The organism is Brevundimonas intermedia, assembly GCF_027922165.1.
Classification (GTDB): Bacteria; Pseudomonadota; Alphaproteobacteria; order Caulobacterales; family Caulobacteraceae; genus Brevundimonas; species Brevundimonas intermedia.
Window position 1 is genome coordinate 113,460 of sequence record NZ_BSFD01000010.1, and the last position, 24,787, is coordinate 138,246.

26 protein-coding genes are annotated in these 24,787 nt (G+C 67.0%); 12 read left to right on the forward strand and 14 right to left on the reverse strand.

Going from position 1 to position 24,787, the window contains the following annotated elements; all coding sequences use genetic code 11:
- Positions 1-150 precede the first annotated feature (150 nt).
- On the reverse strand, positions 151-1,620 hold the full coding sequence (gene serS / locus PKE72_RS13230) for a serine--tRNA ligase (protein WP_271165853.1): 1,470 nt from the start codon (positions 1,618-1,620) through the stop codon (positions 151-153).
- A 353-nt stretch (positions 1,621-1,973) separates the two neighbouring features.
- Here serS and mutL point away from each other — a divergent pair, with 353 nt between their 5' ends.
- Complete coding sequence (mutL, locus tag PKE72_RS13235; protein WP_271165854.1) at positions 1,974-3,860, forward strand: DNA mismatch repair endonuclease MutL; 1,887 nt, start codon at positions 1,974-1,976, stop codon at positions 3,858-3,860.
- 23 nt (positions 3,861-3,883) lie between these two features.
- Here the strand turns inward: mutL and PKE72_RS13240 are convergent, their stop codons facing one another.
- Positions 3,884-5,323 (reverse strand): caspase family protein, encoded by a 1,440-nt coding sequence (locus tag PKE72_RS13240; RefSeq protein WP_271165855.1) that lies wholly within the window; start codon positions 5,321-5,323, stop codon positions 3,884-3,886.
- 94 nt (positions 5,324-5,417) lie between these two features.
- On the opposite strand from PKE72_RS13240, the gene PKE72_RS13245 reads away from it, so the two are divergent.
- On the forward strand, positions 5,418-5,951 hold the full coding sequence (locus PKE72_RS13245; RefSeq protein WP_271165856.1) for a low molecular weight protein-tyrosine-phosphatase: 534 nt from the start codon (positions 5,418-5,420) through the stop codon (positions 5,949-5,951).
- Here the strand turns inward: PKE72_RS13245 and PKE72_RS13250 are convergent.
- Positions 5,896-6,222, reverse strand: a complete 327-nt coding sequence (locus tag PKE72_RS13250) for a hypothetical protein (protein WP_271165857.1) — start codon at positions 6,220-6,222, stop codon at positions 5,896-5,898. The genes PKE72_RS13245 and PKE72_RS13250 overlap by 56 nt on opposite strands.
- Before the next feature lie 98 nt (positions 6,223-6,320).
- On the opposite strand from PKE72_RS13250, the gene PKE72_RS13255 reads away from it, so the two are divergent.
- From PKE72_RS13255 to PKE72_RS13265, 3 genes are read left to right on the forward strand one after another with little or no spacing between them, the layout of a single operon-like run.
- A complete protein-coding gene (locus PKE72_RS13255) occupies positions 6,321-6,836 on the forward strand; it encodes an RNA polymerase sigma factor (protein WP_271165858.1) in 516 nt (171 codons plus the stop codon).
- Positions 6,833-7,429: a hypothetical protein gene (locus PKE72_RS13260; protein WP_271165859.1), complete on the forward strand. Its 597-nt coding sequence runs from the start codon at positions 6,833-6,835 to the stop codon at positions 7,427-7,429. The genes PKE72_RS13255 and PKE72_RS13260 overlap by 4 nt, the downstream gene beginning before the upstream one ends.
- Before the next feature lie 26 nt (positions 7,430-7,455).
- Positions 7,456-7,935, forward strand: a complete 480-nt coding sequence (locus PKE72_RS13265) for a hypothetical protein (protein WP_271165860.1) — start codon at positions 7,456-7,458, stop codon at positions 7,933-7,935.
- 37 nt (positions 7,936-7,972) lie between these two features.
- Here PKE72_RS13265 and rsmD read toward each other — a convergent pair whose 3' ends face one another.
- Both rsmD and PKE72_RS13275 read right to left on the reverse strand, forming a co-directional pair.
- Positions 7,973-8,542: a 16S rRNA (guanine(966)-N(2))-methyltransferase RsmD gene (rsmD, locus tag PKE72_RS13270; protein WP_271165861.1), complete on the reverse strand. Its 570-nt coding sequence runs from the start codon at positions 8,540-8,542 to the stop codon at positions 7,973-7,975.
- Between the two features lie 3 nt (positions 8,543-8,545).
- A complete protein-coding gene (locus tag PKE72_RS13275) occupies positions 8,546-10,105 on the reverse strand; it encodes a pseudouridine synthase (RefSeq protein ID WP_271165862.1) in 1,560 nt (519 codons plus the stop codon).
- Between the two features lie 12 nt (positions 10,106-10,117).
- Here PKE72_RS13275 and tadA point away from each other — a divergent pair, with 12 nt between their 5' ends.
- Both tadA and PKE72_RS13285 read left to right on the forward strand, forming a co-directional pair.
- On the forward strand, positions 10,118-10,576 hold the full coding sequence (gene tadA, locus PKE72_RS13280) for a tRNA adenosine(34) deaminase TadA (RefSeq protein ID WP_271165863.1): 459 nt from the start codon (positions 10,118-10,120) through the stop codon (positions 10,574-10,576).
- A gap of 39 nt (positions 10,577-10,615) precedes the next feature.
- Complete coding sequence (locus PKE72_RS13285; protein WP_271165864.1) at positions 10,616-11,041, forward strand: MliC family protein; 426 nt, start codon at positions 10,616-10,618, stop codon at positions 11,039-11,041.
- A gap of 3 nt (positions 11,042-11,044) precedes the next feature.
- On the opposite strand, the gene PKE72_RS13290 is transcribed toward PKE72_RS13285, so the two are convergent.
- Positions 11,045-11,425 carry a winged helix-turn-helix transcriptional regulator gene (locus PKE72_RS13290; RefSeq protein ID WP_271165865.1) on the reverse strand — a complete coding sequence of 127 codons (381 nt, stop codon included), beginning with the start codon at positions 11,423-11,425 and terminating at the stop codon, positions 11,045-11,047.
- A 107-nt stretch (positions 11,426-11,532) separates the two neighbouring features.
- On the opposite strand from PKE72_RS13290, the gene PKE72_RS13295 reads away from it, so the two are divergent.
- On the forward strand, positions 11,533-12,594 hold the full coding sequence (locus tag PKE72_RS13295) for an SDR family oxidoreductase (protein WP_271165866.1): 1,062 nt from the start codon (positions 11,533-11,535) through the stop codon (positions 12,592-12,594).
- A 7-nt stretch (positions 12,595-12,601) separates the two neighbouring features.
- Here PKE72_RS13295 and PKE72_RS13300 read toward each other — a convergent pair whose 3' ends face one another.
- From PKE72_RS13300 to PKE72_RS13310, 3 genes are read right to left on the reverse strand one after another with little or no spacing between them, the layout of a single operon-like run.
- The gene (locus PKE72_RS13300) at positions 12,602-13,189 is read right to left on the reverse strand and encodes a GNAT family N-acetyltransferase (RefSeq protein ID WP_271165922.1); all 588 of its coding nucleotides are present in this window, start codon (positions 13,187-13,189) and stop codon (positions 12,602-12,604) included.
- The gene (gene aroB / locus PKE72_RS13305) at positions 13,189-14,295 is read right to left on the reverse strand and encodes a 3-dehydroquinate synthase (protein ID WP_271165867.1); all 1,107 of its coding nucleotides are present in this window, start codon (positions 14,293-14,295) and stop codon (positions 13,189-13,191) included. Before aroB ends, PKE72_RS13300 begins: the two co-directional genes overlap by 1 nt.
- On the reverse strand, positions 14,292-14,858 hold the full coding sequence (locus PKE72_RS13310) for a shikimate kinase (RefSeq protein WP_271165868.1): 567 nt from the start codon (positions 14,856-14,858) through the stop codon (positions 14,292-14,294). Before PKE72_RS13310 ends, aroB begins: the two co-directional genes overlap by 4 nt.
- Positions 14,859-14,983: 125 nt before the next feature.
- Between PKE72_RS13310 and PKE72_RS13315 the strand changes: the two genes are divergently transcribed.
- The 4 genes from PKE72_RS13315 (at position 14,984) to PKE72_RS13330 (ending at position 18,015) form a co-directional block, all read left to right on the forward strand.
- Positions 14,984-15,886, forward strand: coding sequence for a site-specific tyrosine recombinase XerD (locus tag PKE72_RS13315; protein WP_271165869.1), 903 nt, complete (start codon positions 14,984-14,986; stop codon positions 15,884-15,886).
- An 89-nt stretch (positions 15,887-15,975) separates the two neighbouring features.
- Positions 15,976-16,923, forward strand: coding sequence for an acetyl-CoA carboxylase carboxyltransferase subunit alpha (locus PKE72_RS13320; protein WP_271165870.1), 948 nt, complete (start codon positions 15,976-15,978; stop codon positions 16,921-16,923).
- 115 nt (positions 16,924-17,038) lie between these two features.
- A complete protein-coding gene (locus PKE72_RS13325) occupies positions 17,039-17,539 on the forward strand; it encodes a response regulator (RefSeq protein ID WP_271165871.1) in 501 nt (166 codons plus the stop codon).
- The gene (locus PKE72_RS13330) at positions 17,536-18,015 is read left to right on the forward strand and encodes a chemotaxis protein CheE (protein ID WP_271165872.1); all 480 of its coding nucleotides are present in this window, start codon (positions 17,536-17,538) and stop codon (positions 18,013-18,015) included. Before PKE72_RS13325 ends, PKE72_RS13330 begins: the two co-directional genes overlap by 4 nt.
- Here PKE72_RS13330 and PKE72_RS13335 read toward each other — a convergent pair.
- The 5 genes from PKE72_RS13335 to PKE72_RS13355 all read right to left on the reverse strand — a co-directional run bounded on the left by PKE72_RS13335 (position 18,006) and on the right by PKE72_RS13355 (position 24,513).
- Positions 18,006-19,886, reverse strand: coding sequence for an ABCB family ABC transporter ATP-binding protein/permease (locus PKE72_RS13335; RefSeq protein ID WP_373878100.1), 1,881 nt, complete (start codon positions 19,884-19,886; stop codon positions 18,006-18,008). The genes PKE72_RS13330 and PKE72_RS13335 overlap by 10 nt on opposite strands.
- Before the next feature lie 61 nt (positions 19,887-19,947).
- On the reverse strand, positions 19,948-20,964 hold the full coding sequence (locus PKE72_RS13340) for a threonine aldolase family protein (RefSeq protein ID WP_271165873.1): 1,017 nt from the start codon (positions 20,962-20,964) through the stop codon (positions 19,948-19,950).
- A complete protein-coding gene (locus PKE72_RS13345; RefSeq protein WP_271165874.1) occupies positions 20,964-21,911 on the reverse strand; it encodes a mechanosensitive ion channel family protein in 948 nt (315 codons plus the stop codon). Before PKE72_RS13345 ends, PKE72_RS13340 begins: the two co-directional genes overlap by 1 nt.
- 58 nt (positions 21,912-21,969) lie before the next feature.
- Complete coding sequence (locus tag PKE72_RS13350) at positions 21,970-22,869, reverse strand: enoyl-CoA hydratase-related protein (RefSeq protein ID WP_271165875.1); 900 nt, start codon at positions 22,867-22,869, stop codon at positions 21,970-21,972.
- 51 nt (positions 22,870-22,920) lie between these two features.
- Entirely contained in the window at positions 22,921-24,513 is a 1,593-nt protein-coding gene (locus tag PKE72_RS13355) for a carboxyl transferase domain-containing protein (protein WP_271165876.1), read from the reverse strand.
- Positions 24,514-24,787 lie beyond the last annotated feature (274 nt).

Here is a 24,787-nt window from a genome sequence, read left to right on the forward strand (position 1 = left end):
TCCCTTCTCCCGTTGGGAGAAGGTGGCCCGCAGGGCCGGATGAGGGACCGCCGGTGGGCCAGTCCGCACCACCGTGCCCCTCACCCTTTCGCGCAAGGACGACGGCTTGCGCCGCCGTGCGCTCAAGCCCTCTCCCGATGGGAGAGGGGCTCACTTGGCCGCTCCCACGAATTCCAGCCCGCCCATATACGGCTGCAACACCGTCGGCACCGCGATCCGCCCATCCTCCTGCTGATAGTTCTCCATGATCGCCACCAGGGTCCGCCCGACCGCCAGCCCCGACCCGTTCAGCGTATGGACGAACTCGGTCTTCTTCTCGCCGGCTCGCTTGAACCGCGCCTCCATGCGCCGCGCCTGGAAATCCCCGCAGTTCGAGCAGCTGCTGATCTCGCGATAGGTCCCCTGGCTGGGCAGCCAGACCTCCAGGTCGAAGGTCTTCTGGGCCGAGAAGCCCATGTCGCCCTTGCACAGCAGCATCCGCCGGAACGGCAGCTCCAGCGCCTTCAGCACCGCCTCGGCGCAGGCCGTCATCCGCTCGTGCTCGGCGTCGGAGTCTTCCGGCCGCGCGATCGACACCATCTCGACCTTGGAGAACTGGTGCTGGCGGATCAGCCCGCGCGTATCCCGCCCCGCCGACCCCGCTTCAGCGCGGAAGCAGGGCGTCAGCGCCGTCATCCGCATCGGCGTGGCGAGATCGTCCTCGGACAGGATAGTCTCGCGTACGAGGTTGGTCAGGGAGACTTCGGCGGTGGGGATGAGCCAGCGGGTATTTGTCTGGCTAGCCAGGATGGTAGCCAAGTCCTCATCAGTGACGTCGAGTGCGTGATCGGCAGCAACTTCACGCGAAATCAACTCAGCACCATGCTCGGGCGAGCCATTCCAAACGCTAGAGAATACATGCCTGCGCACCATACTCTCGTAATCAGTCAGGCTTTGAGCACCGTTGAAGCTGATAAAAAGGTCATCGGCAAACTTCGGCAACTGCCCGGTGCCGAACATCGCCTCGTCCCGCACCAGCAGCGGCGGGTTCACCTCCAGATAGCCGTGCTGATCCGTCTGCAGGTCCAGCATGAACTGGCCCACGGCCCGTTCCAGCCGCGCCAGCTGGCCCTTCAGCACCGCGAACCGGGCGCCCGACATCTTGGCTGCGGCTTCAAAGTCCAGCATCCCCAGGGCCTCGCCCAGGTCGGCGTGATCCTTAGCCGGGCCGCCTTCGCGGGGCGTGCCCCAGCGCGAGACCTCGACATTGCCCGCCTCGTCCTCGCCGTCCGGCACGTCCTCGGCCGCCAGGTTCTTCAACCCCGCCAGCAGGTCGCGCAGCTCCTTGCCGACACGCGCCTCGACCTCGGCCGCCGCCGCGATATCGCCCTTCAGCGCCTCGACCTCGGCCTTCAGCCGGTCGGCTTCGGCCATGTCCTTCTTGCCCATGGCGGCGCCGATCAGCTTGGAGGCGGCGTTGCGCTTGGCCAGGGCGTCCTGGCCCGTGGTCTGGGCGTGGCGCAGTTCGGCGTCCAGCCGCAGGATGTCCGCCACCAGCCCGTCGGCCTCGTCCACCCCGCGCGACGACCAGCCCGCGACGTAAACCTGGGGGTTCTCGCGAATGGCTCGGATATCGTGCATGGTCTGGAACTTCGGCTGGGCGGGAGAAGCCGAACGCTCTACCCGCCCACGCGGAGTCGGGCAACGCGCTGCGCTCCATCTTTCGTCGCCCGTTTTCCTTTCGTCATTCCGGGCGAAGCGCAGCGGAGACCCGGAACCCAGCGGCGCCGAAGGCGAAATCTATCCGCCGCACAATGTTTGAAGATCGAGTCCGCGACAGGTTCGCGCTCTCGCGCGCCGCTGGGTTCCGGGTCTGCGGGCCAAGCGGCCCTTCGCCCGGAATGACGAAAGAGGGAGGCCAATGGCAAGCGGACAAGGTTGCCCCCGAACCATCAATGGCGCGAATCCCTCCGCCCCCCTATCTTCCCCCTCCGATGCCCATCCGCCGCCTCTCCCCCGAAACCGTCAATCGCATCGCCGCCGGCGAGGTGGTCGAGCGGCCGGCCAGCGCCATCAAGGAACTGGTCGAGAACGCCCTGGACGCGGGCGGCCGCAATATCGAGATCCAGGCCGACGGCGGGGGCCTGTCGCGCATCCTGATCGCCGACGACGGCAAGGGGATTCCGAAAGACGAACTGCCCCTGGCCATCGAACGCCACGCCACGTCCAAGCTGGAACCCGACGACGCCGGCGATGTGGACCTGCTGCGTATCCACACCCTGGGTTTCCGGGGCGAGGCCCTGCCCTCCATCGGCTCGGTCGCCCGCCTGTCGATCACCACTCGGTCCCGCGACGAGACCGAGGCCTGGGTCATCCAGGTCGAGGGCGGCGCGACCCGTCCCCTGGCCCCCGCCCCCTTCCCCGGCCCGCACGGCGCGCGGGTCGAGGTGCGCGACCTCTTCTACGCCACCCCCGCCCGGCTCAAGTTCATGAAGTCCGAACGGGCCGAGGCCATGGCCATCTCGGAAGAGATCAAACGCCAGGCCATGGCGCACGAGGCCGTCGCCTTCACCCTGTCGCTGGACGGCAAGGTCGCGCTACGCCTGCCCGCCGAACACCCCGGCGACGAGGGCCGGCTGAAACGGCTGTCCGCCCTGCTGGGCCGCGACTTCGAGGCCAACGCCCTGCTGATCGACCAGGCGCGCGACGGCGTGCGCCTGTCGGGCTACGCCGGCCTGCCCACCTATTCGCGCGGCAATGCGGCGCATCAGTATCTGTTCGTTAACGGCCGCCCGGTGAAGGACCGGCTGCTGCAAGGGGCCCTGCGCGGCGCCTATGCCGACTTCCTGGCGCGCGACCGGCACCCGGCCGCCGTCCTGTTCCTGGACATCGACCCGCTGTACGTGGACGTCAACGTCCACCCCGCCAAGGCCGAGGTTCGGTTCCGCGATCCGGCCCTGGTCCGCGGCCTGATCGTCGGCGCCCTGAGGCACGCTCTGCACGCCGCCGGCCACCGCGCCTCCACCACCGTCGCCGCCGACGCCATGGCCGGTTTTCAGCCCCACACGGGCGTCTCCACCGGTCCTGCCTACAGCCCCAGCTCCCCGTCGGCCCAGGGCTTCAGCGGCTGGACCGGCTGGTCCCAGCCCGCCGCCGCCGCCCAAGTCCTGCCCGGCCTCAACGAACGCAGCGCCCGCGTCGAACCCAGCTGGGACGGGCCCGCCTGGCCCCAGCAAGCGCCCGCCGACGCCGCCAGTCACGACCCACGCTTCCCCCCTCACGCCCCCATCGACCCTCTCGACTACCCTCTGGGCGCCGCGCGGGGCCAACTGCACGCCAACTATATCGTCGCCCAGACCCGCGACGGCCTGGTCATCGTCGATCAGCACGCCGCCCACGAACGCCTGGTCTATGAGCGGATGAAGGCCCAGATGGCCGAGGGGTCCGTGACCCGTCAGGCCCTGCTGACGCCCGAGGTGGTCGATCTGGACCCGGCCGAGGCCGAACGCGTCGCCTCGCGCGCCGAGGAACTGGCCGAGATGGGCCTGATCGTCGAGGCCTTCGGCGCCGGCGCCGTCCTGGTGCGCGAGACCCCGGCCATGCTGGGCGATACGGACGTCCAGGGCCTGATCCGCGACATCGCCGACGATTTAGCCGAACACGGCGCCGCCCTGTCGCTGAAGGAGCGGATGGCCGAGGTCTGCGGCACCATGGCCTGCCACGGCAGCGTCCGCTCCGGCCGCATCCTCACCGCCCCCGAAATGAACGCCCTGCTCCGCCAGATGGAAGCCACCCCGCATTCGGGCCAGTGCAACCACGGCCGCCCGACCTATGTGGAGCTGAAGCTGCACGATCTGGAGAAGCTGTTCGGGAGGCGGTGAAAAAGAGGCGGACATTTAGTGATTTACGAGATCGATAAGCGTTCTTGAGCTTCAGATAACTGCGACTTAACAGTCTCACTGAGTTTGCTCACTATCTTTTCGACCAACCATTCCACGTCTGCTCCCCAATCTTGCTTATACCACCGACGCGTTAACTCAGCCCCTTCGTAGTCGAAGGCCTGAAAGTCCGTTCGAGGATGTCCAGTTGCCAACTCGAACACAAAACAGCGCTCCAGGCTTGGTGCGCAAGTCACGACTAACTTAATCTTTTGAAGGGCCATAAAATACGGAGTAAGCGTGAATGTAATCTGCGCCCGCTTCAAGCTCATATTTAGCTGAAGGTCCCAATGCTCAACGATTTGGTCGTCATCATATAACCCCATTGCAAAAGATGCGGTCAAAGTCGCTAATCGGTTATTACGCTTGTGCTCTCGCGTAATTGTAGCAGTAACGAAATTGTCCGACCGCTTTTGCTGTGACAGCACCCGAATCATAAAACTGCGAGATCCAGTGTCATCAAAGTTCGAGCTCTCTGCGGCATTGGTCTCGTAGTAATCAGCAAAGTCCTCACTCTCTAGTCGAGCTCTGAGACCATCAAACAATGCACCTATGGTGGCCGTCACTTCTTCTGGCTTAGCGAGCCTTTCGTCAGTTTCGCGCAATAGGTCCAAAAGGCTAACAGGATTGGACAAGACAGCAGACGGAACAGCGCTATCGACAATGTTTAATGCAACAGACCGTTTTGAGCTCCATTCAATTTCAAATCGAGCGCGAAAATCATCAAACGCGCTTGCGTCGTCAGTAAACGTCTCTCGAGCAGAGAATTGAAACGCAAAATGTGGTGTTCGATCTCGATCATTGATATAACGATCTCGAATTTCACTGACTATGTCGGTGTAGTATACAGAACCTTCTGTCTTCTGCGTTACTGCTAAGCAGAATTGCTCTGTAAACTCGCTTAATGGCTCACCTGTGAGCGACGTTTGAGAGTCCATACAAGAGGCGATTTGAACTAGGTTCTTTAGGCCACCCTTATCTGCTGGCAGAAAATCGCCTCCTGATTTGACCAGAAGCGAACCAGAGCTGCAGGCGTCAATGACCTTAACTACCAGTTCTGGTGAGGTCTCACGCAGGAGCGCATGTAATTCTGCATTGGACAGGCCCGTAGCATTGGGCTTCCGCGCGTCGAAGTCTTTGGGACAAAAGAAAAATTCTCCGTCCTCGCTGTGCCCGTGACCTGAGAAGTAGAAGAATATTTCCGACGCTGATGGCACAGGCTCAAGTGCCGCTCGCAGTTGCGCCTTCAATCCCGCCGCGTCCAAATCATTAAAGCGGTGGATATCATCAAAACGTCCGGTGGCGCTCAACAGTGTCGAAATCGCCTCTGCATCATCAACGCAGCAAGGTAGTGGAGACAGTCGAGCGTAGTCGGCACTGGCAATTACGATCGCGATGGCGGCCATGGAATTCCTTAGCGTTCAGGAGCGACTGATCAGAGTAGTCTGACTACCATCATAGAACTACATATTCTCCAGTTTTACAGACAAGCTTGGACCTATGCGTAAATTTATCAATTCGTCGGATCAAAGCATCTCCTCCGAAAACATACGCCTAGGGCATGACCGCTCCATCCTCTTCGTCTGCCTCGGCAACATCTGTCGCTCCCCCCTCGCCGAGGCCGCCCTCCGCGCCGAGGCTGAACGCCTGCGCTTCGATCTGATCGTCGAGTCCGCCGGCACGGGGAACTGGCATGTCGGCCATCCGCCCGATCCGCGCGCCCAGGCCGTGGCGCGCAAACATGGGATCGATATTTCCGGCTATCAGGGCCGGCAGGTGACGCCGGCGGACTTCCGCCGCTTCACCCACGTCATCGCCCTGGACCACGACAACCTGGCCAATCTGCGCCGCATCCAACCCGCCGACGCGGTCGCCGAACTCAGCCTGCTGCTCGACCACGTGCCCGGCCGCGAGGGCCAGGCCGTGACCGATCCCTATTTCGGCGACGACGCCGGGTTCGAGGTCACCTGGGCCGAGGTTACGGCTGCAGCGGAACAGCTGGCGGCGCGGCTTCGGGCGTCCCCCGTCCCGTGATCTTGCGCCAGATGCGCTTGCGCGCCTCGACCACCGACATCCCCAGCAGGGCCGCCGTGGTCCAGAACAGGGCCTCGGTCGTCACCGCCGCGACGATGGCCAGGGTGATGCGCGCGCCGCGATCCACATCCAGATAGAGGCCGATCCCCAGGCCGATCCAGGCGCAGATCGCCCCGACCAGCAGCAGCAGGGCCAGCACCTTCAAGAACCCCTTGCCCCGCGTCAGCACGCCCTTTTTCGGCGTCTCTATCGTCCCCGTCTCAATGGTCATGGCGAACTCCTTTGTTTTTCGACGCCTGACCTGAAAGTCTCGCCCGGTTCCTGAGTCTTTCATCCCGACCGACGATTTTTTCACGGAGACCGCCGCGCTTGGGACGCGACCAGACCTTCGAGGCCCTGCTGGCCGAGCACGGCGGCATGCTGCGCCGCATCGCCTCGGCCTATGAGGCGGATCGCGAGCGGCGGCGCGAGCTGGAGCAGGACATATTGCTGGCCGTCTGGCGCGCCCTGCCCAAACACCGGGGCGAGGCGCCCCTGCGCCATTTCATCGCCCGCGTGGCCCACAACCGCGCCGTCACCCATGTGGCCCGCGAGGCGGCCGAGCCGCGCCGCCAGCCCCTGGACGAGGCCGCCCCTTCGGACGCCCCCACCCCGCACGAGGCGGCCGAGACGCGGGATCTGCACGACCGGCTGGGCCAGGCGGTGCGCGCCCTGCCCCTGTCGCTGCGCCAGCCGGCCCTGCTGACCCTGGAAGGCTTCGCCCCGGCCGAGATCGCCGACATGCTGGGGATGAACCCCAACGCCGTCTCCATCCGCCTGACCCGCGCCAAGGCGGCGCTGCGCGAGGCGCTGAACCCCACACCGTCCCAAGAGGTCCGCCCATGACCCGCCCTGATGACGACTGGACCGACCTGACCCAGGCCTGGACCGAGACCCCCGATCCCGAACCCCGCCTGGACGCCGGCTTCCTCCAGTCCTTACGCCGCCGCGACCGACTGGCGCGGCTCAATTTCTGGCTGGAGATGAGCGGCGGGGTCGTCGTGCTGGGCGTCATGGCCTGGGCCGTGCGTCGCGGCGTGCCCCTGCCCGCCGCCGGGGCCGCCCTGGTCTTCGTCCTGTTCGCCATGGGCCTGACCCTGTGGTCGCGGCGCGGTCATCCCGGCCTGTTGACCGAGACGCCCGAGGCCGTGCTGCGCTCGGCCTTGGGCCAGGCCCGCACCGGCTATCGCTGGGCTCTATCCGGGGTGGCGATCAGCGTCGCGGCCATGATCTTCCAGGGCGTCATCCTGACGACGGTCGATCCCGCGCGGGGACATATCGGGGCCGTCACAGCCGGGGTGTTCGGCTTCCTGGTGATCTGCATCGGCTATTACCTGCGCCACGCCCGCCGCTGCCGCCGTCGGATGGCGGCGCATCAGGCGGCGCTGGAGGCGCTGGCGGTGGAACCCTCGGAGACTGAGGCCGACGACCGAATCTGACGTAACGACGTTCTAGGGTCCGTTTCATGACCCGCCTCTACCGCACCCGACCCGCTGAAACCTGGGCCAAGGCCAGGGATGATTATCTGGCCGGCTCCAGCGCCGAAACCGTATGCCGCCGCTATGATCTCGGCCTGGCGTCCTTTCGCCTGCGCGCGCGCCGCTATGGCTGGCGGCGCTGCGATCAGGTTCCGCCGCCGCCGGGCGAGGCGGATCTCACCCTCTATTCCGACATCGACCTCGAGGCCCAGATCAAGACGGCGGGTCTGAGGTTCATCGAGGCGCTGGAGGGCGGCAAGGCGGTGGAGGCGCGGCGTTGGCGCCGGCTGTGGATTGAACTCAGCGAGACCCATGTCCAGATCAGAGAACTCTGGACGAAGGAGATGACGCCGATGGAAAGGGTGGCCTACCTGGTCACGCCGCCCGAGGAGGAGCCGGAGACGGAGGAAGAGGCTCGGCTCCTGCCCATGCCGCCTCAGGACGGGCCTTCGCCGGCGTCAGAATAGACGAAAATAGACTCAAAAAAATTCGAGTCGATTCCGTCTATTTCGCCCCGACCCGCAGGAACAGCACCCGCGCCGCGCCATAGTCCCGCGCGTCCAGCCGCTGATAGCCGGGGGTGTCGATGTCCGGCTCGTCTGACCCGCGCTCGAACACCACCAGGGCGCCGGGCTTCAGCCAGTTGCCCTCGATCAGCCTGGCCAGCGTCTGCTCCCCCAGACCCTTGCCATAGGGCGGGTCCAGGAAGGCGACGTCGAAGGCCTCGCCGTCCGATCCGGGCCGGACGCCCAGGTCCGTCGCGCTGCGCCGATGAACACGCGTGCGGCCCATCACCCCATAGGCGTCGGCGTTCTCGCGGATCGCGCCCCGCGCCCCGTCGTCAGTCTCGACGAACAGGCAGAAGCCCGCGCCCCGACTGATGGCCTCGAAGCCCAGGGCGCCCGATCCAGCGTACAGGTCGATGACCCGCGCGCCGTTCAGGCTCTCGGCCCAGGCGGCGTGTTCCAGCACGTTGAACACGGCCTGCCGCGCCCGGTCCGAGGTCGGGCGCGTGCCCTGCCCCTCCGGCGCGACGATGGCCCGGCCCTTCAGGCTTCCCGCAACGATCCGCAAGCCTCAGCTCCGGGGCGTGCGGGGCTTGCCCCCCGGCGCGCGGCCGCTAGTGCCCGAAGGCCCGGCCGGCTTGCCGCCGCCGGTGCGCGGCGGTCGCGTTTCGCGTCCGCTGGGCGAGGCCGCGCCGAAGCCGCGGGGCTTGAACTCCCGCTTGCCCGCGTCGGCGCCCGCCGTGCGCGGCTTGTACTCGCGCTTGGGCCCGTCGCTGCTGCGGGCCGGAGCCCCCTCACGGGGCTTGAAGGCGCGGGCGGGACGATCCCCCTCCTCGCGCGGCCTGTAGGTGCGGGCCGGGCGTTCGCCGTCGGTCGGCGCGCCTTCGCGGGGTTTGAAGCTCTTCTTCGGATGGCCGGTCTTGGGCGCGGCCTTGGCCCAGCCTTCCTTCTTCGGCGGGCGCTCGCGGCGCTCGACCGCATCAGCCTGGGCTGTCTCAGCGGCGCGGACGCGGCTGGGCTTGCGCGACGGATCCGACATGGCCGAGCCCGAGCGTCCCTTGACGATGGGCGTCGAGACCCGACGGCCGGGGATGGGCGCCGGCGTCTCGACCGTATTGCCGGTCGGCAGGTTCTCGGGCCGGATGTAGTCGGCCAGCAGTTCGCGGATCACGCGCGGCCCGACCTCTTCGACCGAGCCGATGGGCAGGACGTCCAGACGGAATGGACCATAGGCCAGGCGGATCAAGCGGTTGACCGTTAGGCCGACCGACTCCAGCACCTTGCGGACTTCGCGGTTCTTGCCCTCGGTGATCGAGACCGAGATCCACAGATTGGCCGGGGCCTTGCCGTCCTCGGACTTGGACTCCTTGGCCTTGTCCAGCGTCGCCTCGATGGGGCCATAGGAGACGCCGTCCACGACGACGCCGTCCTTCAGCGCGTCCAGTTGGGCTTGGGTGATCTTGCCCCGCGCCCGCGCCCGGTACTGACGCACCAGCGAGGTCGCCGGCAATTCCAACGCCCGGCTCAGCTCGCCGTCATTGGTCAGCAGCAGCAGGCCTTCGGTCGCGAGGTCGAGCCGTCCGACCGAGATCACGCGCGGCAGACCGGCCGGCAGGGCGTCGAACACCGTCGGCCGTCCGGTGGGATCGCTGTGGCTGGTCAGCAGGCCGGCCGGCTTGTGATAGCGCCAGACCCGCGTCGCCTGGGTCGAACCGATGGGCTTGCCGTCGACCGTGATCACGTCGTCGCGCGTCACCAGGGTGGCCGGCGTGTCCAGGATGCGGCCATTGACCGCCACCTTGCCCAGGCCGATCAGCCGCTCGACCTCGCGCCGCGAGGCGATGCCGGCGCGGGCCATGGTCTTGGCGATTCGCTCGGCGCGCAGAGGCGTGTCGGACTTGCCCGAACCGGACGACGGCTTGCCGTCCTTGCCGGCGCGCGGCCGGTCGCCTCGGTCCGGCTTGTCGCCGAACCGCTTGGGGCCGTCTTCGCGAGGGCTGCGCGGCTTGTCGCCGAAGGAGGTCTTCCCGTCACCGCTCTTGCGAGGACCGGAGGATTTAAAGGGCCGAGGCGACCGTTCGTCTTGACGGGCGCGGGGCTTCTTGTCGTTGTCGTCTGTATGGCGGACCATGATGAGCGGTTCATGCGCATGGCGCTGGACCAAGCGCAAGCGGCGGCGGACGCAGGAGAGGTGCCTGTGGGCGCAATTCTTGTCGATCCTGCCTCAGGTGAGGTAATTTCGACCGGCGCCAACGGCCCAATCGGCGCGCACGACCCCACCGCCCACGCCGAGATCGTCGCCCTGCGACGCGCGGCGACGGCGTTGGAGAACTACCGACTGACCGGCCTGACCCTTTATGTGACGCTCGAGCCCTGCGCCATGTGCGCCGGCGCCATCAGCCACGCCCGCATCGGCCGCGTCGTCTGGGCCGCCGACGATCCCAAGGGCGGGGCGGTGCTCCACGGCCCCCGCCTGTTCGAACAACCCACCTGCCACTGGCGCCCGGCGACGGACTCGGGTCTGTTGGCGCAAGAGGCGTCCGCCCTGCTGAAATCCTTCTTCCGTCAACGGAGGGGAACGGCCGCGAACGGCGCACGTTAGATCGCCGCGCCAAGCGGCGCCGTTATCAGGAGTGTCGCCTTGTCCAAACCGGGCCTGCCGCCGTCGATCGTCTTCAGCGGCCTCGCCGCCGCCCTTCTCCTGACGGCCTGCGGTCCCGACCCCGACACCGCGCCCAGCACCGGCGACGAGGTCAAGGAACGCGCCATCGAGGCCCAGACCGCCCGCCAGCGCACCGGCGCAGAGATCCAGGACCGTACCCTCAACCGCGTCGTCCACACCGTCTATCTGTGCGACAATGGCGAGCGCCTGTCGGTGGATTTCGACAACCCCCGCCAGATGGCCACCATCCGCAATTCGTCCGGCGAGGCCATCGACCTGTACCAGGAGCGCGCCGCCGACGGCATCTGGTACCGCGCCTCCAACGTCGAATTGCGCGGCAAGGGCGTCCTGGCGACCTGGTCGGTCGAGGGCCGCCAGCCGACGCAATGTCGCGCGGTGGACTGAGTCCTAGCCTCTGCGCGAGGTCGGACGCGGGGCCAGTTGGTCGAGCGCCTCCGCATTGTCCCGCCCCCAGGCATAGAGCAGCTCGACCGGTTCCACGAACCGCACGCCTAGGTCCGTCAGCCGGTATTCCACGGCGGGCGGGAGGGTCTCCAGCACATGGCGACTAATCAGGCCGCTGACCTCCATCTCGCGCAACGTCTGGGTCAGCATCTTCTTGGACACGCCCGGCAGGCTGCGCAGCAGGACGCCGGCCCTCGCGCACCCGCCATGACGGGCATGGAGCGTGTGCAGAACCATGCTGGTCCATTTGGTCGCGAACAGTTCCAGCACCCGCCGGGGCGCGCAATCCTCGCGCCAGTCCTCGTCCTCGCCGCTCGCTTGCATGGTAGTCACCTTCTGGGAGCCAGGTCCCCAAATGGTGCCTTCTAGCGACCCGTCGTCGGCCCCACTAGGTGTGCCCTCAAGACGAAGTAGACGAAGCGGAGATGACGATGTCGAAAACAGCCCTAGTCGTGGGATCCAGCGGAATCGCCGGCGGCGCGGCCGCGGCCGAACTCGTGGCCCAGGGCTGGTCGGTGCTCGGCCTCGCCCGCAGGCCCGTCGCACAGGCGGGCGTCAGCCCCGTCGTCGCCGACCTCCACGATCCGGCGGCGACAGCGGCCGCCCTCGCCGATGCGCATCCCGACGCCGTCTTCTTCACCACCTGGGCGCGCCAGTCGACGGAGGCGGAGAACATCCGCGTCAACGCCGCCATGGTGCGCGTCGTGCTCGACGCCGTGCGCCCAGCAGGCTCGGTCCGCCATGTGGCCCTGGTGACCGGACTCAAGCACTACCTCGGCCCGTTCGAGGCCTATGGCCAAGGCGTGCTGCCCCAGACTCCGTTCCGCGAGGAACAGGGGCGGCTCGACATCGACAACTTCTACTACGCCCAGGAAGACGAGGTCTTCTCCGCCGCCGAACGCGACGGCTTCACCTGGAGCATCCACCGCCCCCACACCATCATCGGCAAGGCCATCGGCAACGCCATGAACATGGGCACGACCCTGGCGGTCTATGCCAGCCTGTGCCGCGAGACAGGCCGCCCGTTCCATTTCCCCGGCTCCGAGGCCCAGTGGAACGGCCTGACCGACATGACCAGCGCCACCCAGTTGGCGCGTCACCTCGTCTGGGCCGCGACCACGCCCGCCGCCGCCGACCAGGCCTTCAACGTCGTCAACGGCGACGTCTTCCGCTGGAAGTGGATGTGGGGGCGGATCGCCGACTGGTTCGGGCTCTCGCCCGCCGAGTTCGACGGGACGATCACGCCGCTGGAGACCCAGATGGCTGAGGACGCTGAGATCTGGCGCGGTCTCGCCGCCCGCGAAGACCTGGTGGAGCCGGACCTCGACCGCCTGGCCTCGCCCTGGCACACGGACGCCGACCTCGGCCGCCCGATCGAAGTGGTGACCGACATGGGCAAGAGCCGCCGCCTGGGCTTCCTCGACTATCAGCCGACCGACGACGCCTTCTTCGCCCTGTTCGAGCAGCTGAGGGCCGAGCGGCTGATCCCCTGACGGGCCGCTACCCGAACGCCGCCAGCCGTCGATCCAGTCCGTCCCGCACCTCGGGCCAGTCGTCGTCGATAACGGCGAACACCGCCGTATCCCGCGCACGCCCCGTCCAGGTGATCTTGTGCTTCCTCAGAACGCCCTCGGCCTTGGCGCCCAGCTTGAGGATCGCCGCCTGGCTCCGGGCGTTGAGGGCGTCGGTGATGATCTCCACCCGCACCGCGCCTGCGTCGAAGGCGTGACCCAGCAACAGCCGTTTGCAGGCCGGATTGATCGCCGCGCTGCGCGCCTCGGGCCGATAGAAGGTCGATCCTATCTCGCAGCGACGATAGGCCGGGTTGATTTCGTACAAGCTGGTCGTGCCGACCACCGCCTCGTCCGAGCGCCGCCGCACCGCATAGGCGATCCGAGTCCCGACCCGCATGGCCGTCAGCGCGCTCTCCCACCAGCCGTCGAAATGTTCACCCTGGGCCGAGCCGACCATGGCCGCCCAGGCCTCGGGATCGCAGTCCAGCGACTCGCGGACTTCGTCTTTCAGACTGTCCTCAAAAGGCTCCAGCCGCACGAACCGGTCTTCCAGCGGGACCGTTGCGATCCGCATCACGCCGTCGCGCCTTCCTCGATCAGGAAGGCCCGCACCTTGGCCGCATCGACACCCTTGGCCACGAAGGCCTGGCCGACGCCGCGCGCCAGGATCAGTGTCAGGGCTCCGCCCTCGGCCTTCTTGTCGCCCGCCATCAGGGCCAGCAACCGGTCGGCCGCGAAGGCCCCCGCCTGCTCCAGCCGTGTCGGCAGGCCCGCAGCCGCAACCACCGTCTCGACCCGTTCGACGTCGGCGGCCGAACACAGCCCCTCCCGCGCCGAATAGCGGAAAGCCATACAGCACCCCAAGGCCACGGCCTCGCCATGCGCCAGCGCCCCCTCGTCGAACCCGACCTCGGTCTCCACCGCATGGCCGAAGGTGTGGCCCAGGTTCAGCAGGGCGCGACGCCCCGCCTCCTTCTCGTCTTCGCCGACCACCGCACTCTTGATCTCGACCGAGCGGATCACCGCACGCTCCAGCGCAGTCGGATCGCCGGCCGCGCCCGCGGCTCCCTCGCCCGCCAGCCAGTCGAAGAAGGCCGCGTCGCAGATTAGCCCGTGCTTCAGCACCTCGGCCCACCCGGACTTCACCTGCCGCGCAGGCAGGGTCGCCAGAACGTCGATGTCGGCCAGCACCAGTCGCGGCTGGTGGAAGGCCCCGACCAAATTCTTGCCGCGTGGCGTGTCGATGGCCGTCTTGCCGCCGACGGACGAGTCCACCTGGGCCAGCAGAGTCGTCGGGATCTGCACGAAGTCGATGCCGCGCATGTAGAGCGCCGCCGCCAAGCCGGCCAGATCGCCCACGACCCCGCCGCCTAGGGCGATAACCACATCCTTGCGGTCCAGCCCGATCTCCAACAGTCGGTCCAGCACCTGTTCCAGTTGAGCAAAGGACTTCGATCCCTCGCCAGAGGGCACGGCGACGACCTCGCTGCGGACGCCCGCCGTCGCCAAGGAGGCGGTCAGAGCCGGCCCGTGGATCGCCGCCACTGTCTCGTCCGTAACAACGACCGTCCGCCCCTTGGCCAGCGGCGCAATCCGCACGCCCGCCTCGGCGAGCAGCCCACGCCCCACCACGACGTCATAGGCCGCAAAGGCTCCGCCGCTGACTGGAATGATCGTCATGGTTTCGTCTCTGTCCGGCGACGCTCGCGCCAGTGCCGGCGCAGCGTTCTGTGAATGGAATCGACCGCCTGGCCGTGCGAGCCCTGCCCCACGTCCACCGTCACGTCCGCCTGGCCATAGATCGGATAACGCACCTCGGCCAAGTCGGTCAGCACCGTCAGCGGGTCCTTGCCGCGCAACAGCGGCCGGGTGTCGCGTCGCGCCACCCGTTCGGCGATGACCTTCAGATCGGCTCTCAGCCAGACCGTGTCGGCCCGCGCCTTCAGCAAAGCCCGCGTCTCGGGGTTCATCATCGCCCCCCCGCCGGTCGCCAGCACCAGGGGCGGCCCTTCCAGCAGACGGCGGATCACCCGCGCCTCGCCCGCTCGGAACTCGTCTTCTCCCAGGGCGGCGAAGATTTCGGACACGGTCATCCCCGCCGCCGATTCGATCTCCACATCCCCATCGGCGAACGGCAGCCTTAGTCGGTTAGCGAGCCGACGGCCCACCGACGATTTGCCCACCCCCATCAGTCCGACCAGAGCTATGGTGCGCGTCGGTCCTGGATTCGCGCGCCGCCTCATCCGGCGGCTCCGGCGGAACAGACGGTCGAGGAAACGGCGAAGGCGGCGGCAAAGGCAGGCATGATCCTGAAAACCTCTACACCAAGCCTGACCACACGCCATCCGTTCGCGGAACGGATTGAGGAATGACGCCTCAGATCGAAGCCTTTCTGGAGATGATGGCGGTCGAACGGGACGCCTCGCCCCACACCCTGTCCGCCTATGGCCGCGACCTTGCCGACGCCGAAACCGCATTGTTTGATGCTGGCGGGCTGATGAAGGCTGACGCCGAGGCGCTGGAGGCCTGGTTCGCCGACCTGTCGCGACGCGGCCTGTCTGCCGCCACCGCCGCCCGGCGTCGTTCGTCCGCGCGCCAGTTCTATCGCTTCGCCCTGGCCGAAGGCTGGCGCACCGACGACCCTTCACGCCGTCTGGACGCGCCCAAACAAGGCCGCCCCCTGCCGAAACTGCTCAGTCGTGACGAGATCGACCGGCTGCTGACCGCCTCGGCCGCCCGCGACGCGGCCGCGGGCCTGCGCCTGGTGGCGCTGGTCGAGATGGCCTACGCCTCGGGGCTGCGGGTGTCGGAACTGCTGGGGCTAAAGGTCGAGGCTGTCCGCCGCGACCCCGCCTATCTGATCGTGCGCGGCAAGGGCGGCAAGGAACGCCTGGCGCCGCTCAACGCCGCCGCCCGAGAGGCCGTAAAGGCCTGGTTGATCGCCCGTGACGCGAAGCGCAAGCCCGAGGCGCCCGACAGCCCTTGGCTCTTTCCGTCATCCGGCCGCACCGGCCACCTGACCCCACGCCGCTTCGCTCAGTTGCTGGACGAGGCGGCCGTTGTCGCCGGCATCGACCCGGCGCGCGTCAGCCCTCACGTCCTGCGTCACGCCTTCGCCACTCATCTGCTGGAAGGCGGCGCCGACCTGCGCGTCGTCCAGACCCTGCTCGGCCACGCAGACATCGCCACGACCCAGATCTACACCCACGTCGCCACGGACCGCCTGACCCAGGTCATCCAGCAAAACCACCCCTTGGCGCGGGATGATTGAACCGCCGCTTGCCCCATCGCGCCGACCTCTCTAGTTTCGCCCGCCTTCCCTAGGGGCGGTTTTCTCGCCCGCAGTTCCCGGACGCCTTTATGGCCACGCACTATCTCGACTTCGAAAAGCCAATCGCCGATCTGGAAGCCAAGATCGAGGAACTGTCGGCCCTGTCCGAGACCTCCGGCGGCTTCGACGCCGAGATCGCCGGGCTGCGCAAGAAGGCCGAGCAACTGCGCAAGAAGACCTATTCCGGTCTCGACCCCTGGATGAAGACCCAGGTGGCGCGCCATCCGCAGCGTCCGCACTTCGTTGACTACGTCGAAAGCCTGTTCACCGACTGGAACGAACTGCACGGCGACCGCCAGTTCGGCGATGACCAAGCCATACTGGGCGGCCTGGCGCGGTTCCGGGGCCGTCCGGTCGTGATCATGGGCCACGAAAAGGGCCACGACACCGCCACTCGCATCACCCACAACTTCGGCATGGCCCGGCCCGAGGGCTATCGCAAGGCCGTGCGCCTGATGGACATGGCCGAGCAATTCGGTCTGCCGGTTCTCAGCTTCATCGACACCGCCGGCGCCTACCCGGGCCTGGGCGCCGAGGAGCGCGGTCAAGCCGAGGCCATCGCCCGCTCGACCGAACGCTGCCTGACCCTGGGCGTGCCCTCCATCGCCACAATCACGGGCGAAGGCGGCTCGGGCGGCGCCATCGCCATAGCGGCGGCCAGCCGCGTTCTGATGCTGGAGCACTCGATCTATTCGGTCATCTCGCCCGAGGGCGCGGCCGGCATACTGTGGCGCGACGGCGCCCGGGCGCGCGACGCGGCCATGGCGATGAAGATCACCGGCCCGGATCTGATGGGCCTGAAAATCGTCGATCGCCTGATCGACGAACCCGTCGGCGGCGCGCACGCCGATCGCGACGCCGCCATGGCTAATGTGGGCGACGTCCTGGCCGAAGAGTTGAAGGCCTTCGAAGGCCTGTCGGCGCAGCAGATCAAGACCCGGCGCGCCGACCGATTCTACGCCATCGGCGCCCTCTGAAAGAACGGCGTTAATCGCCCGTCCATCATATGGCGCGACCCTGCCGGTCTCATCGGACAGAGCATTGGCGGGCATGGCGGCGGGCGACTCCCTTAGGGACAGCGCGGTTTTCAATTTGAGCGGCGCCATCACCATGGTCGTCGATGATTCCCCATTCTCCCTGGCCCTTACGACAGGTGTCCTCGCAGGCTTCGGCGTCCGCCCCGCCTTCACCATCGGGCGAAGCGTCGAGGCGCGGCGGATCCTTCAGGAAAAGCCGGTCGATCTGCTTTTGGTCGATACCGACATGCCGGAGATCGACGGATTCGAACTGGTGCGTTGGCTGCGACGTTCTGGGCCCAACCCAAACGCCTTCACGCCGGTCATCATGACCGCCAGTCACATCCGCCGCAGTCGGGTGGCGGAGGCCCGCGACTGCGGCGCCAACTTCGTCGTCACCAAGCCCTTCAGCGCCGCCATGCTGCTGGAACGTATCCTGTGGGTCGCCCGCGATGACCGCCCCTTCCTTGAGGTCGGCGATTATCTGGGGCCCGACCGCCGGTTCCGAAATGAAGGATACGAGGGCGAGGAACGGCGCGGCCGACTTATCCGCCCAGAAACGGTGGAGTTCGCATGACCGTCATCACACACCCCAGACGCCCCTCGCGCCTTGCCGAGATGATTGATCGTCCCGGCGGCGTCAGTGTCGGAGTCGCCCTGGCCCAGGCCCAGACCAATCTGGACGCGTTGAAAGACCAGGGGCTGGCCATCATCGTCGAGAACATCGCCGCCCTGCTGGCCGAACAAGAGCCCAACATCCCCGAGGCCGCCCGGCTCGATAACGCCTATGCCGCTTCGGGTCAGATCATTGACGCCGCCAGCCCCTTCGCCCTGGACGACCTGTGCACGGCGGCCAAGGGCCTGTGCGACCTTCTGGACGCCGCCCCGCGCGAGGGCGGTTTCGACTGGCGCATCGCCACGGTCCACGCCCAGGCCATGAAGCTGTTGCTGGCCCTTCCGGCCGACGCCCCCGAAACGCCCCAAGCGCGCACGGCCATCATGGCCAACCTCGGCGAGGTCCTCAAACGCAAGCTTCCTCAAGCTCAGGCCTGAACCGCCCTGCCTGTCCGCGTCTGCTTGCGCCACAGGGCGGCGTATTCCCCGCCCAGCCGCGCCACCAGTTCATGGTGCGCCCCTCGCTCGACGATCCGCCCGGCCTTCAGCACCAGAATCTGATCGGCGTCCGCCACCGTCGACAGCCGGTGCGCCACCACCAGGGTGGTGCGACCGGCGCTGACCCGTCTCAAGGTCTTCTGGATCGCCGCCTCTGTACGGCTGTCCAGGGCGCTGGTGGCCTCGTCAAGGATCAGAATACAGGGGTCAGCCAGCAGGGCGCGGGCGATGCCCACTCTCTGACGTTCTCCCCCCGACAGTTTCAGTCCCCGTTCTCCCACCCGCGTGGCCATGCCATCGGGCAGGCCGCGAATGAAGTCTGATAACTCGGCAGCCTCTGCCGCCGCCCACACCTGAGCTTCATCGGCGTCGGGTCGGGCGAAGGCGATGTTGGCGTAAAGGGTGTCGTTGAACAGGGCCACGTCCTGCGGCACCAGAGCGACCGCTGCCCGCAGCGAAGCTTGGGTCACCGCCCGGGCGTCATGGCCGTCGATCAGAACCCGTCCCTCCTGCGGATCCAGCAACCGCAGCGCCAGCTTGACGATGGTCGACTTGCCCGCGCCCGAGGGTCCGACCAGCGCCGTGGTCGTTCCCGGCGCCGCGACGAAGCTGACGTCCTCCAGCCCGTTTGCCCGAGCGTCGTGGCGGAAGCCGACCTGCTGAAATTCGACCGAGGCGCCGCGCGCATCGGCGGGGCGCGGCAGGGGCGTCGCTTCGGTCGCATCCGCCACCTGGGGCGTCTGCCGCGTCACCTTCAGCATTTCCTCCATGTCGATGAAGGACTGACGTATCTCGCGATAGGCGAAGCCCAGGATGTTCAGCGGGGCGTACAGCGAGATCATGATCAGCACCGCCGCCGTCACGTCCCCCGGCCCCATCCGCCCCGCCGCCGCCTCGAAACCCGCCATTACGGCCATGACGCCCAGACCGAGGTTCATGATCAGGGCTTGCACCCCGTTCAGCAGAGCCAGCGAACTGTTGGCCTTCAGCGAAGCCTGAGCGTAGTCCCCCAGCGCCCGATCATAGGTCTGGGCCGCCCGCGTCTCGGCCCCAAAGGACTTGACTGTCTCATAGTTCAGCAGGGCGTCGACCGAGACCCCAGCCGCCTCTGAATCGGCGGCGTTCATGACGCGTCGGTGCTCCAGCCTCCAGTTGGACAGGGCGAAGGTCGTGACCGTGTAGACCACCACCACCGCCACCGCGACGGCGGCGAAGCGCCAATCGTATTTGCCGCCGAGCACGGCCGCCGCCAGAATTAGCTCCAACCCTGTCGGAACCAGGTTGAAGGCCAAGATTCGGAGGAGGAAATCCACCGCCCGCGACCCGCGATCCATCGTCCGTGACAAGGCGCCAGACCGTTTGGTCTGGTGGAAATCTAAGGACAGGCTGAGCGCATGGGCGAAGGCCTCGGCCGCCGTCGCCCGTTGCGCGGCTGCGCGAACGGGCGCGAACACGACATCCGATATCTGCGGCGCGGCCGCCGACAGGAACCGCACGAAAGCCCAACCCACGGCGAAGGCCGCAAAGCCCCAGCCGACGGCCACGGCCGCCCCCTCCCCAGCCGCCAGCTGGTTGACCGCCGCACCCAGCACCAGGGGCGCCAGCACCCCAAGACCCTTACCCGCCAGCGTCAGCCCGATGGCCGAAACCAGCCGCAACCGCAAGCGCGGCGCGCCTGACCGGCCGACCAGTCGCACCAGATCCGCCAACGCCTTCAGCGTCGCCGGGCCTTCCGTCTTTTCCTGCATGCTCCCCGCCTGTTGCGCCTTGACCATAGGGTCGCGCCGGCCGCCGGAGCGCTCTCCGCGCATCGCCATGCTCCGCATATGGACAGTCTATGCGACCGGGAAAAGGCCGCACACATTAGACGGTTCAGTTCAGGCCGGCGATCGCCTCAATCAGTTCGTCGACGGCGTCTTCCTGCGTCGCCCAGGAACAGACGAACCGCACCGATCCGTCGTCAAACCGATAACAGGCCCAGCCCAAGGCATTCAGCCTCTGGTGCGCCTCGGCGGGCATACGAACGAAGACGGCGTTGGCCTCGACCGGGTGGGCCAGCACATAGGGCGAGCGCGTGGCCACGCCCGCAGCCAGCCGCTGGGCCATCAAATTGGCATGAGCGCCTCCAGCCTCCCAGTCCCCGCTTTCCAGCAGGCCCAACATCGGCCCGGCCAGCAGCCGCGCCTTGGACGCCACCTGGCCTGCCTGTTTCAGCCGGTTGTCCAGCCGCCGCGCCAGGCTCTTGTCGAACAGGACCAGGGCCTCAACACAGTTCGCCCCCGCCTTTGCCCCGCCGAACACCAGGACATCCACCCCAAGACGCGGAATGTCCTTCAGATCGAAACCCGCCGCCGCCGCATTGGCCAGCCGCGCTCCGTCCATATGGACGCCGTATCCCGCCGCCTTCACCGGCTCGATCAGATGACGCAGCTCTTCCTCGGTATAGACCGCGCCGTATTCGGTCGCCTGGGTCAGCGATAAAGCCGCCGGGGGCTGGCGATGACCGACCTCGGGCTCCGCCAGCTGCGCCTTCAGCGCCCGCAGATCGATCCGGCCAGAAAGACCCGGCAGACCAATCAAACCGACGCCCTGACCGAAGAAGCCGGGCGCGCCCGTCTCGTCGGTACAGATATGGGCGGCGTTGTGCGCCAGCACGGCCTCGAACGGAAAGGCCAGCATAGACAGGGCGATGGCGTTCGCTGCCGTCCCGCTGAACACGAACCGAATCTCGGCGTCGGCGTCCAGCCTCTGGCGGATCTGGTCGGCGGCGCGCGCCGTGATCTCGTCGGCGCCGTACGACCGGACGAAGCCCGCGTTGGCGCGCACAAGGCCTTCGAAGGCGCTCGGCGCCATGCCGGCGGTGTTGTCGGATCCGAAATCGTAACGCATCAGCTCTTCTCGGCCTTAAGATCACTCTCGTCGGCGTCCATCGTCCTTACACGGACCACCGGCACAACGTCGTCGTCGCCATAGGGCACGGCGACCTGATGTGGGAATGGAATCTCGATCCCGGCGGCGTCCAGCGCCTCCTTGCCGCCCTGCATCAGATCCGCCTGGGTCTGCCACCAGTCCTCGACCTTGACCCAGGCGTGGAGGGTCACCTGGACCGAACTGTCGAGCAGAGCCGTCACGCCCGTCCACGGATGCGGGTCATCCAGCACCTTCTCGTGCGCCGCCGCCATGTCGGCCAGGACGCAGCGCGCCTTGTTCAGGTCGTCGCCATAGCCGACGCCGAAATTGATCTCGATCCGACGCGTCTGCTGACCCGTCAGATTGGTCAGGGGGTCGCTCAGCACCTTGGAATTGGGAATGACGATCTTGTGGTTATTGGCGTTCGACAACTGGGTCGTGAACAAGTCCAGCCGCTGCACCGTGCCGGCCATGCCGCCCACATCAACGACGTCGCCGACACGGTAGGGCCTCAGCACCAGCAGCATAATGCCCGACGCCACATTCGACAGAGTCCCTTGCAGCGCCAAGCCCACCGCCAGCGACGCGGCGCCCAGGACGGCGATGATCGAGGTCGTCTGCACCCCCAGCCGCTGCAGCACGGCGATCATGCCGATGATGACGACAACGACCCGAACCACCTGCACGGCGAAACTCAGAACGGTCGGGTCGTGCCGGAAGCCCCGCACTCGCGAGAGGGCGTTTCGCGACGCCCGCGACGCCCATTTCGCTGCAAACAGCGTCGCGGCGAAGATCAGAACCGCGATGGTCAGATTGATGGCGAAGTCGCCCGCCATATCGGTGATCTTGGCGATCATGGCGGAATCGACGGCGACGGCCTGACGCCCGGCGGCGACGGCTTCTGCGATAGGAGAGGCGCTCAACATGGGGCGGGTCTAACGCCTGAAGCGCCGATTGGAAGCCCTGCGGGCGTCAATATTCAGCTTACTGCGCCCAGTCAGGCTTGCGCTTGTCCAGGAAGGCCCTGACGCCTTCTTGACCTTCGGGCGAGACGCGGGCCCGGGCGATGCGTTTGGCCGTGTCGTCCAGTAGGCCGCCGTCGATCTTCTGGCCGGCTATATCATTGACCAGTCGCTTGGCCTCACCCATGGCGCCGGGCGCGTTGCCGGTCAGGCTATCGGTCAGCATGGCGATGAACTCGTCCACCGATCCCGCAGGCAGGACCAGGTCGATCAGGCCGGCATGGGCGGCGTAGTCGGCGTCGAAGCTGTTGCCGGTCAGGAACAGCTGGCGGGCGCGGCGAGCGCCGACGGCCTCGATCACATAGGGAGCTATGGTCGCCGGGATCAGGCCCAGCTTGACTTCGGAGAAGGCGAAACGCGCGCCCTCGACCGCCACGGCCATGTCGCAGGCGGCGACGATGCCCGCCCCGCCGCCCATGGCCGCACCCTCGACGATGGCGCACGTCAGGGCGGGCACGTCGTGCAGCGCCTTCAGCATCTTCGCCAGACCCAAGGCGTCGTCGCGGTTATCCGCCTCGGACCAGTCTGCGGCGTCGCGCATCCAGTTCAGGTCAGCGCCAGCGCTGAAGGTCCCGCCCGCGCCGCGAATGAACACGGCGCGCACATGGTCGGCGCCGTGCAGGGTCTCAAAGGCTTCGTGAAGGGCGGCGATGGTCGCGGCGTCGAAGGCGTTCTTCTTCTCAGGCCGGTCAAGGGTGATGAAGACCACCCCGTCGCTGGTCGCGTCAATCCGCACCAGGTCGTCATTGGCGTCGGGCGCGGGATCAGCCAACAGCGGATGCGAGATGCTGTTGATCTCCGCAGCCTCGGCGTCGGTGACATCCAGGGCGTTCAGGTCGGCTTCGGTAGGTTGATCGGCCATGGTGGTCTCCAAACTGCGGTTCCGCATCCCAACGAGGGGCGGCGGAATAGGTTACATCCGGAAGAGGCCGAATGTGGTCTCCGGGATCGGGGCGTTCAGGCTGGCGCTGATGGCCAAGCCTAAGACATCGCGTGTTTGCACAGGATCAATAATCCCGTCGTCCCAAAGCCGCGCCGTCGCGTAGTAGGGATTGCCTTCGTCCTCGTACTTCTGACGGATCGGCGCCTTGAATACCTCGGCCTCCTCGGGCGACCAGGTGTCGGCGTCGCGGTGGACGGTGGCCAGGACCGAAGCCGCCTGTTCGCCGCCCATCACGCCGATCCGGCTGTTGGGCCAGGTGAAGAGGAAACGCGGGCTATAGGCCCGACCGCACATGCCGTAATTGCCCGCGCCGAAGCTGCCCCCGATCAACACGGTGAATTTGGGCACCTCGGCAGAGGCGACGGCGGTGACCAGTTTGGCCCCGTCCTTGGCGATGCCGCCGGCCTCGTACTTGCCGCCGACCATGAAGCCGCTGATGTTCTGAAGGAACAGCAGCGGGATCTTGCGCTTGCAGGCCAGTTCGATGAAGTGGGCGCCCTTCTGGGCGCTTTCGGAGAAGATGACGCCGTTGTTGGCCAGGATCGCGACCGGATAACCCCAGATGCGGGCGAAGCCGCAGACCAGGGTCGAGCCGTACAGGGCCTTGAACTCGTCGAACTCGGACCCGTCCACCAGCCGGGCGATGACCTCGCGCACATCATAGGGAGCGCGGACGTCGTCGGGGATCAGGCCGTACAGTTCTTCGGCCGCAAAGGCCGGCGCGCGCGGTTCGCGCACGTCCATGTCCACGGACTTGGTCGTGTTCAGGTTGGCGACGATGGACCGGACGATCTCGAGCGCATGCTCGTCATTCTCTGCCACGTGATCGACCACGCCCGAACGACGGCCGTGGGTCTCGGCTCCGCCCAGTTCCTCGGCCGAGATGACCTCGCCGGTCGCGGCCTTCACCAAGGGCGGGCCGGCCAGGAAGATGGCGCCCTGGTTGCGCACGATGATCGTCTCGTCCGACATGGCGGGCACATAGGCGCCGCCGGCGGTGGACAGGCCCATGACGCAGGCGATCTGAGCGATGCCCTTGGCGCTCATCCGGGCCTGGTTGAAGAAGATGCGGCCGAAATGGTCGCGGTCGGGGAAGACCTCGGCCTGGTGCGGCAGATTGGCCCCGCCGGAATCGACCAGATAGACGCACGGCAGGCGGTTCTGCTCGGCGATCTCCTGAGCCCGCAGGTGCTTCTTCACTGTCATCGGGAAATAGGCGCCGCCCTTCACCGTCGGGTCGTTGGCGACGATCATCACCTCGCGGCCCGAGACCCTGCCGATGCCTGCAATCACACCGGCGGCCGGGGCCTCGCCCTCATACATGCCATGGGCCGCCAGCTGACCGACCTCGAGGAACGGCGAGCCGGGGTCCAGCAACCGCTCGACTCGGTCGCGCGGCAGCAGCTTGCCACGGGCCACATGGCGCTCTCGCGACTTGTCGGACCCGCCGCACGCCGCCTTGGCCACGTGGTCGCGAAGTTCGGCGACCAGGGCGCTGTTGTACGCGTGCAAGGACTTGTATTTAGGGCTCTGCGGATCGACCGCTGACGTCAGCTTCGGCATGGGGTTGGTTTAGGCGGGCTGGCGGAGCGTCACAAGCGTCTCTCCCTGCCCTTCATGGGGAGGGACGATCGCGCAGCGATCCGGGTGGGGCTGTGAGAGCATTCGGAGCGCTCCATACTTTCCCACCCCGGCTCCGCTGCGCTGCGCCGCCCCTCCCCATGAAGGGGAGGGAGAAGCCATCCTTGCCTCCCCGCTCCTTTTCCCCTATAGGCCCCGCCTTTCCAGGGCTTCGGTCCTGTCGTGGAACACCAAAGGGTTGGACGTTCGGTCCGGC

Excerpts from the sequence above, each read along its gene's own strand:
- serS (WP_271165853.1), bottom strand. The coding sequence starts at position 1,620 with ATGCACGATATCCGAGCCATTCGCGAGAACCCCCAGGTTTACGTCGCG.
- mutL (WP_271165854.1), top strand. The coding sequence starts at position 1,974 with ATGCCCATCCGCCGCCTCTCCCCCGAAACCGTCAATCGCATCGCCGCC.
- PKE72_RS13240 (WP_271165855.1), bottom strand. The coding sequence starts at position 5,323 with ATGGCCGCCATCGCGATCGTAATTGCCAGTGCCGACTACGCTCGACTG.
- PKE72_RS13245 (WP_271165856.1), top strand. The coding sequence starts at position 5,418 with ATGCGTAAATTTATCAATTCGTCGGATCAAAGCATCTCCTCCGAAAAC.
- PKE72_RS13250 (WP_271165857.1), bottom strand. The coding sequence starts at position 6,222 with ATGACCATTGAGACGGGGACGATAGAGACGCCGAAAAAGGGCGTGCTG.
- PKE72_RS13260 (WP_271165859.1), top strand. The coding sequence starts at position 6,833 with ATGACCCGCCCTGATGACGACTGGACCGACCTGACCCAGGCCTGGACC.
- PKE72_RS13265 (WP_271165860.1), top strand. The coding sequence starts at position 7,456 with ATGACCCGCCTCTACCGCACCCGACCCGCTGAAACCTGGGCCAAGGCC.
- PKE72_RS13275 (WP_271165862.1), bottom strand. The coding sequence starts at position 10,105 with ATGGTCCGCCATACAGACGACAACGACAAGAAGCCCCGCGCCCGTCAA.
- tadA (WP_271165863.1), top strand. The coding sequence starts at position 10,118 with ATGCGCATGGCGCTGGACCAAGCGCAAGCGGCGGCGGACGCAGGAGAG.
- PKE72_RS13290 (WP_271165865.1), bottom strand. The coding sequence starts at position 11,425 with ATGCAAGCGAGCGGCGAGGACGAGGACTGGCGCGAGGATTGCGCGCCC.
- PKE72_RS13295 (WP_271165866.1), top strand. The coding sequence starts at position 11,533 with ATGTCGAAAACAGCCCTAGTCGTGGGATCCAGCGGAATCGCCGGCGGC.
- PKE72_RS13300 (WP_271165922.1), bottom strand. The coding sequence starts at position 13,189 with ATGCGGATCGCAACGGTCCCGCTGGAAGACCGGTTCGTGCGGCTGGAG.
- aroB (WP_271165867.1), bottom strand. The coding sequence starts at position 14,295 with ATGACGATCATTCCAGTCAGCGGCGGAGCCTTTGCGGCCTATGACGTC.
- PKE72_RS13310 (WP_271165868.1), bottom strand. The coding sequence starts at position 14,858 with ATGAGGCGGCGCGCGAATCCAGGACCGACGCGCACCATAGCTCTGGTC.
- PKE72_RS13315 (WP_271165869.1), top strand. The coding sequence starts at position 14,984 with ATGACGCCTCAGATCGAAGCCTTTCTGGAGATGATGGCGGTCGAACGG.
- PKE72_RS13320 (WP_271165870.1), top strand. The coding sequence starts at position 15,976 with ATGGCCACGCACTATCTCGACTTCGAAAAGCCAATCGCCGATCTGGAA.
- PKE72_RS13330 (WP_271165872.1), top strand. The coding sequence starts at position 17,536 with ATGACCGTCATCACACACCCCAGACGCCCCTCGCGCCTTGCCGAGATG.
- PKE72_RS13335 (WP_373878100.1), bottom strand. The coding sequence starts at position 19,886 with ATGCGCGGAGAGCGCTCCGGCGGCCGGCGCGACCCTATGGTCAAGGCG.
- PKE72_RS13340 (WP_271165873.1), bottom strand. The coding sequence starts at position 20,964 with ATGCGTTACGATTTCGGATCCGACAACACCGCCGGCATGGCGCCGAGC.
- PKE72_RS13345 (WP_271165874.1), bottom strand. The coding sequence starts at position 21,911 with ATGTTGAGCGCCTCTCCTATCGCAGAAGCCGTCGCCGCCGGGCGTCAG.
- PKE72_RS13350 (WP_271165875.1), bottom strand. The coding sequence starts at position 22,869 with ATGGCCGATCAACCTACCGAAGCCGACCTGAACGCCCTGGATGTCACC.
- PKE72_RS13355 (WP_271165876.1), bottom strand. The coding sequence starts at position 24,513 with ATGCCGAAGCTGACGTCAGCGGTCGATCCGCAGAGCCCTAAATACAAG.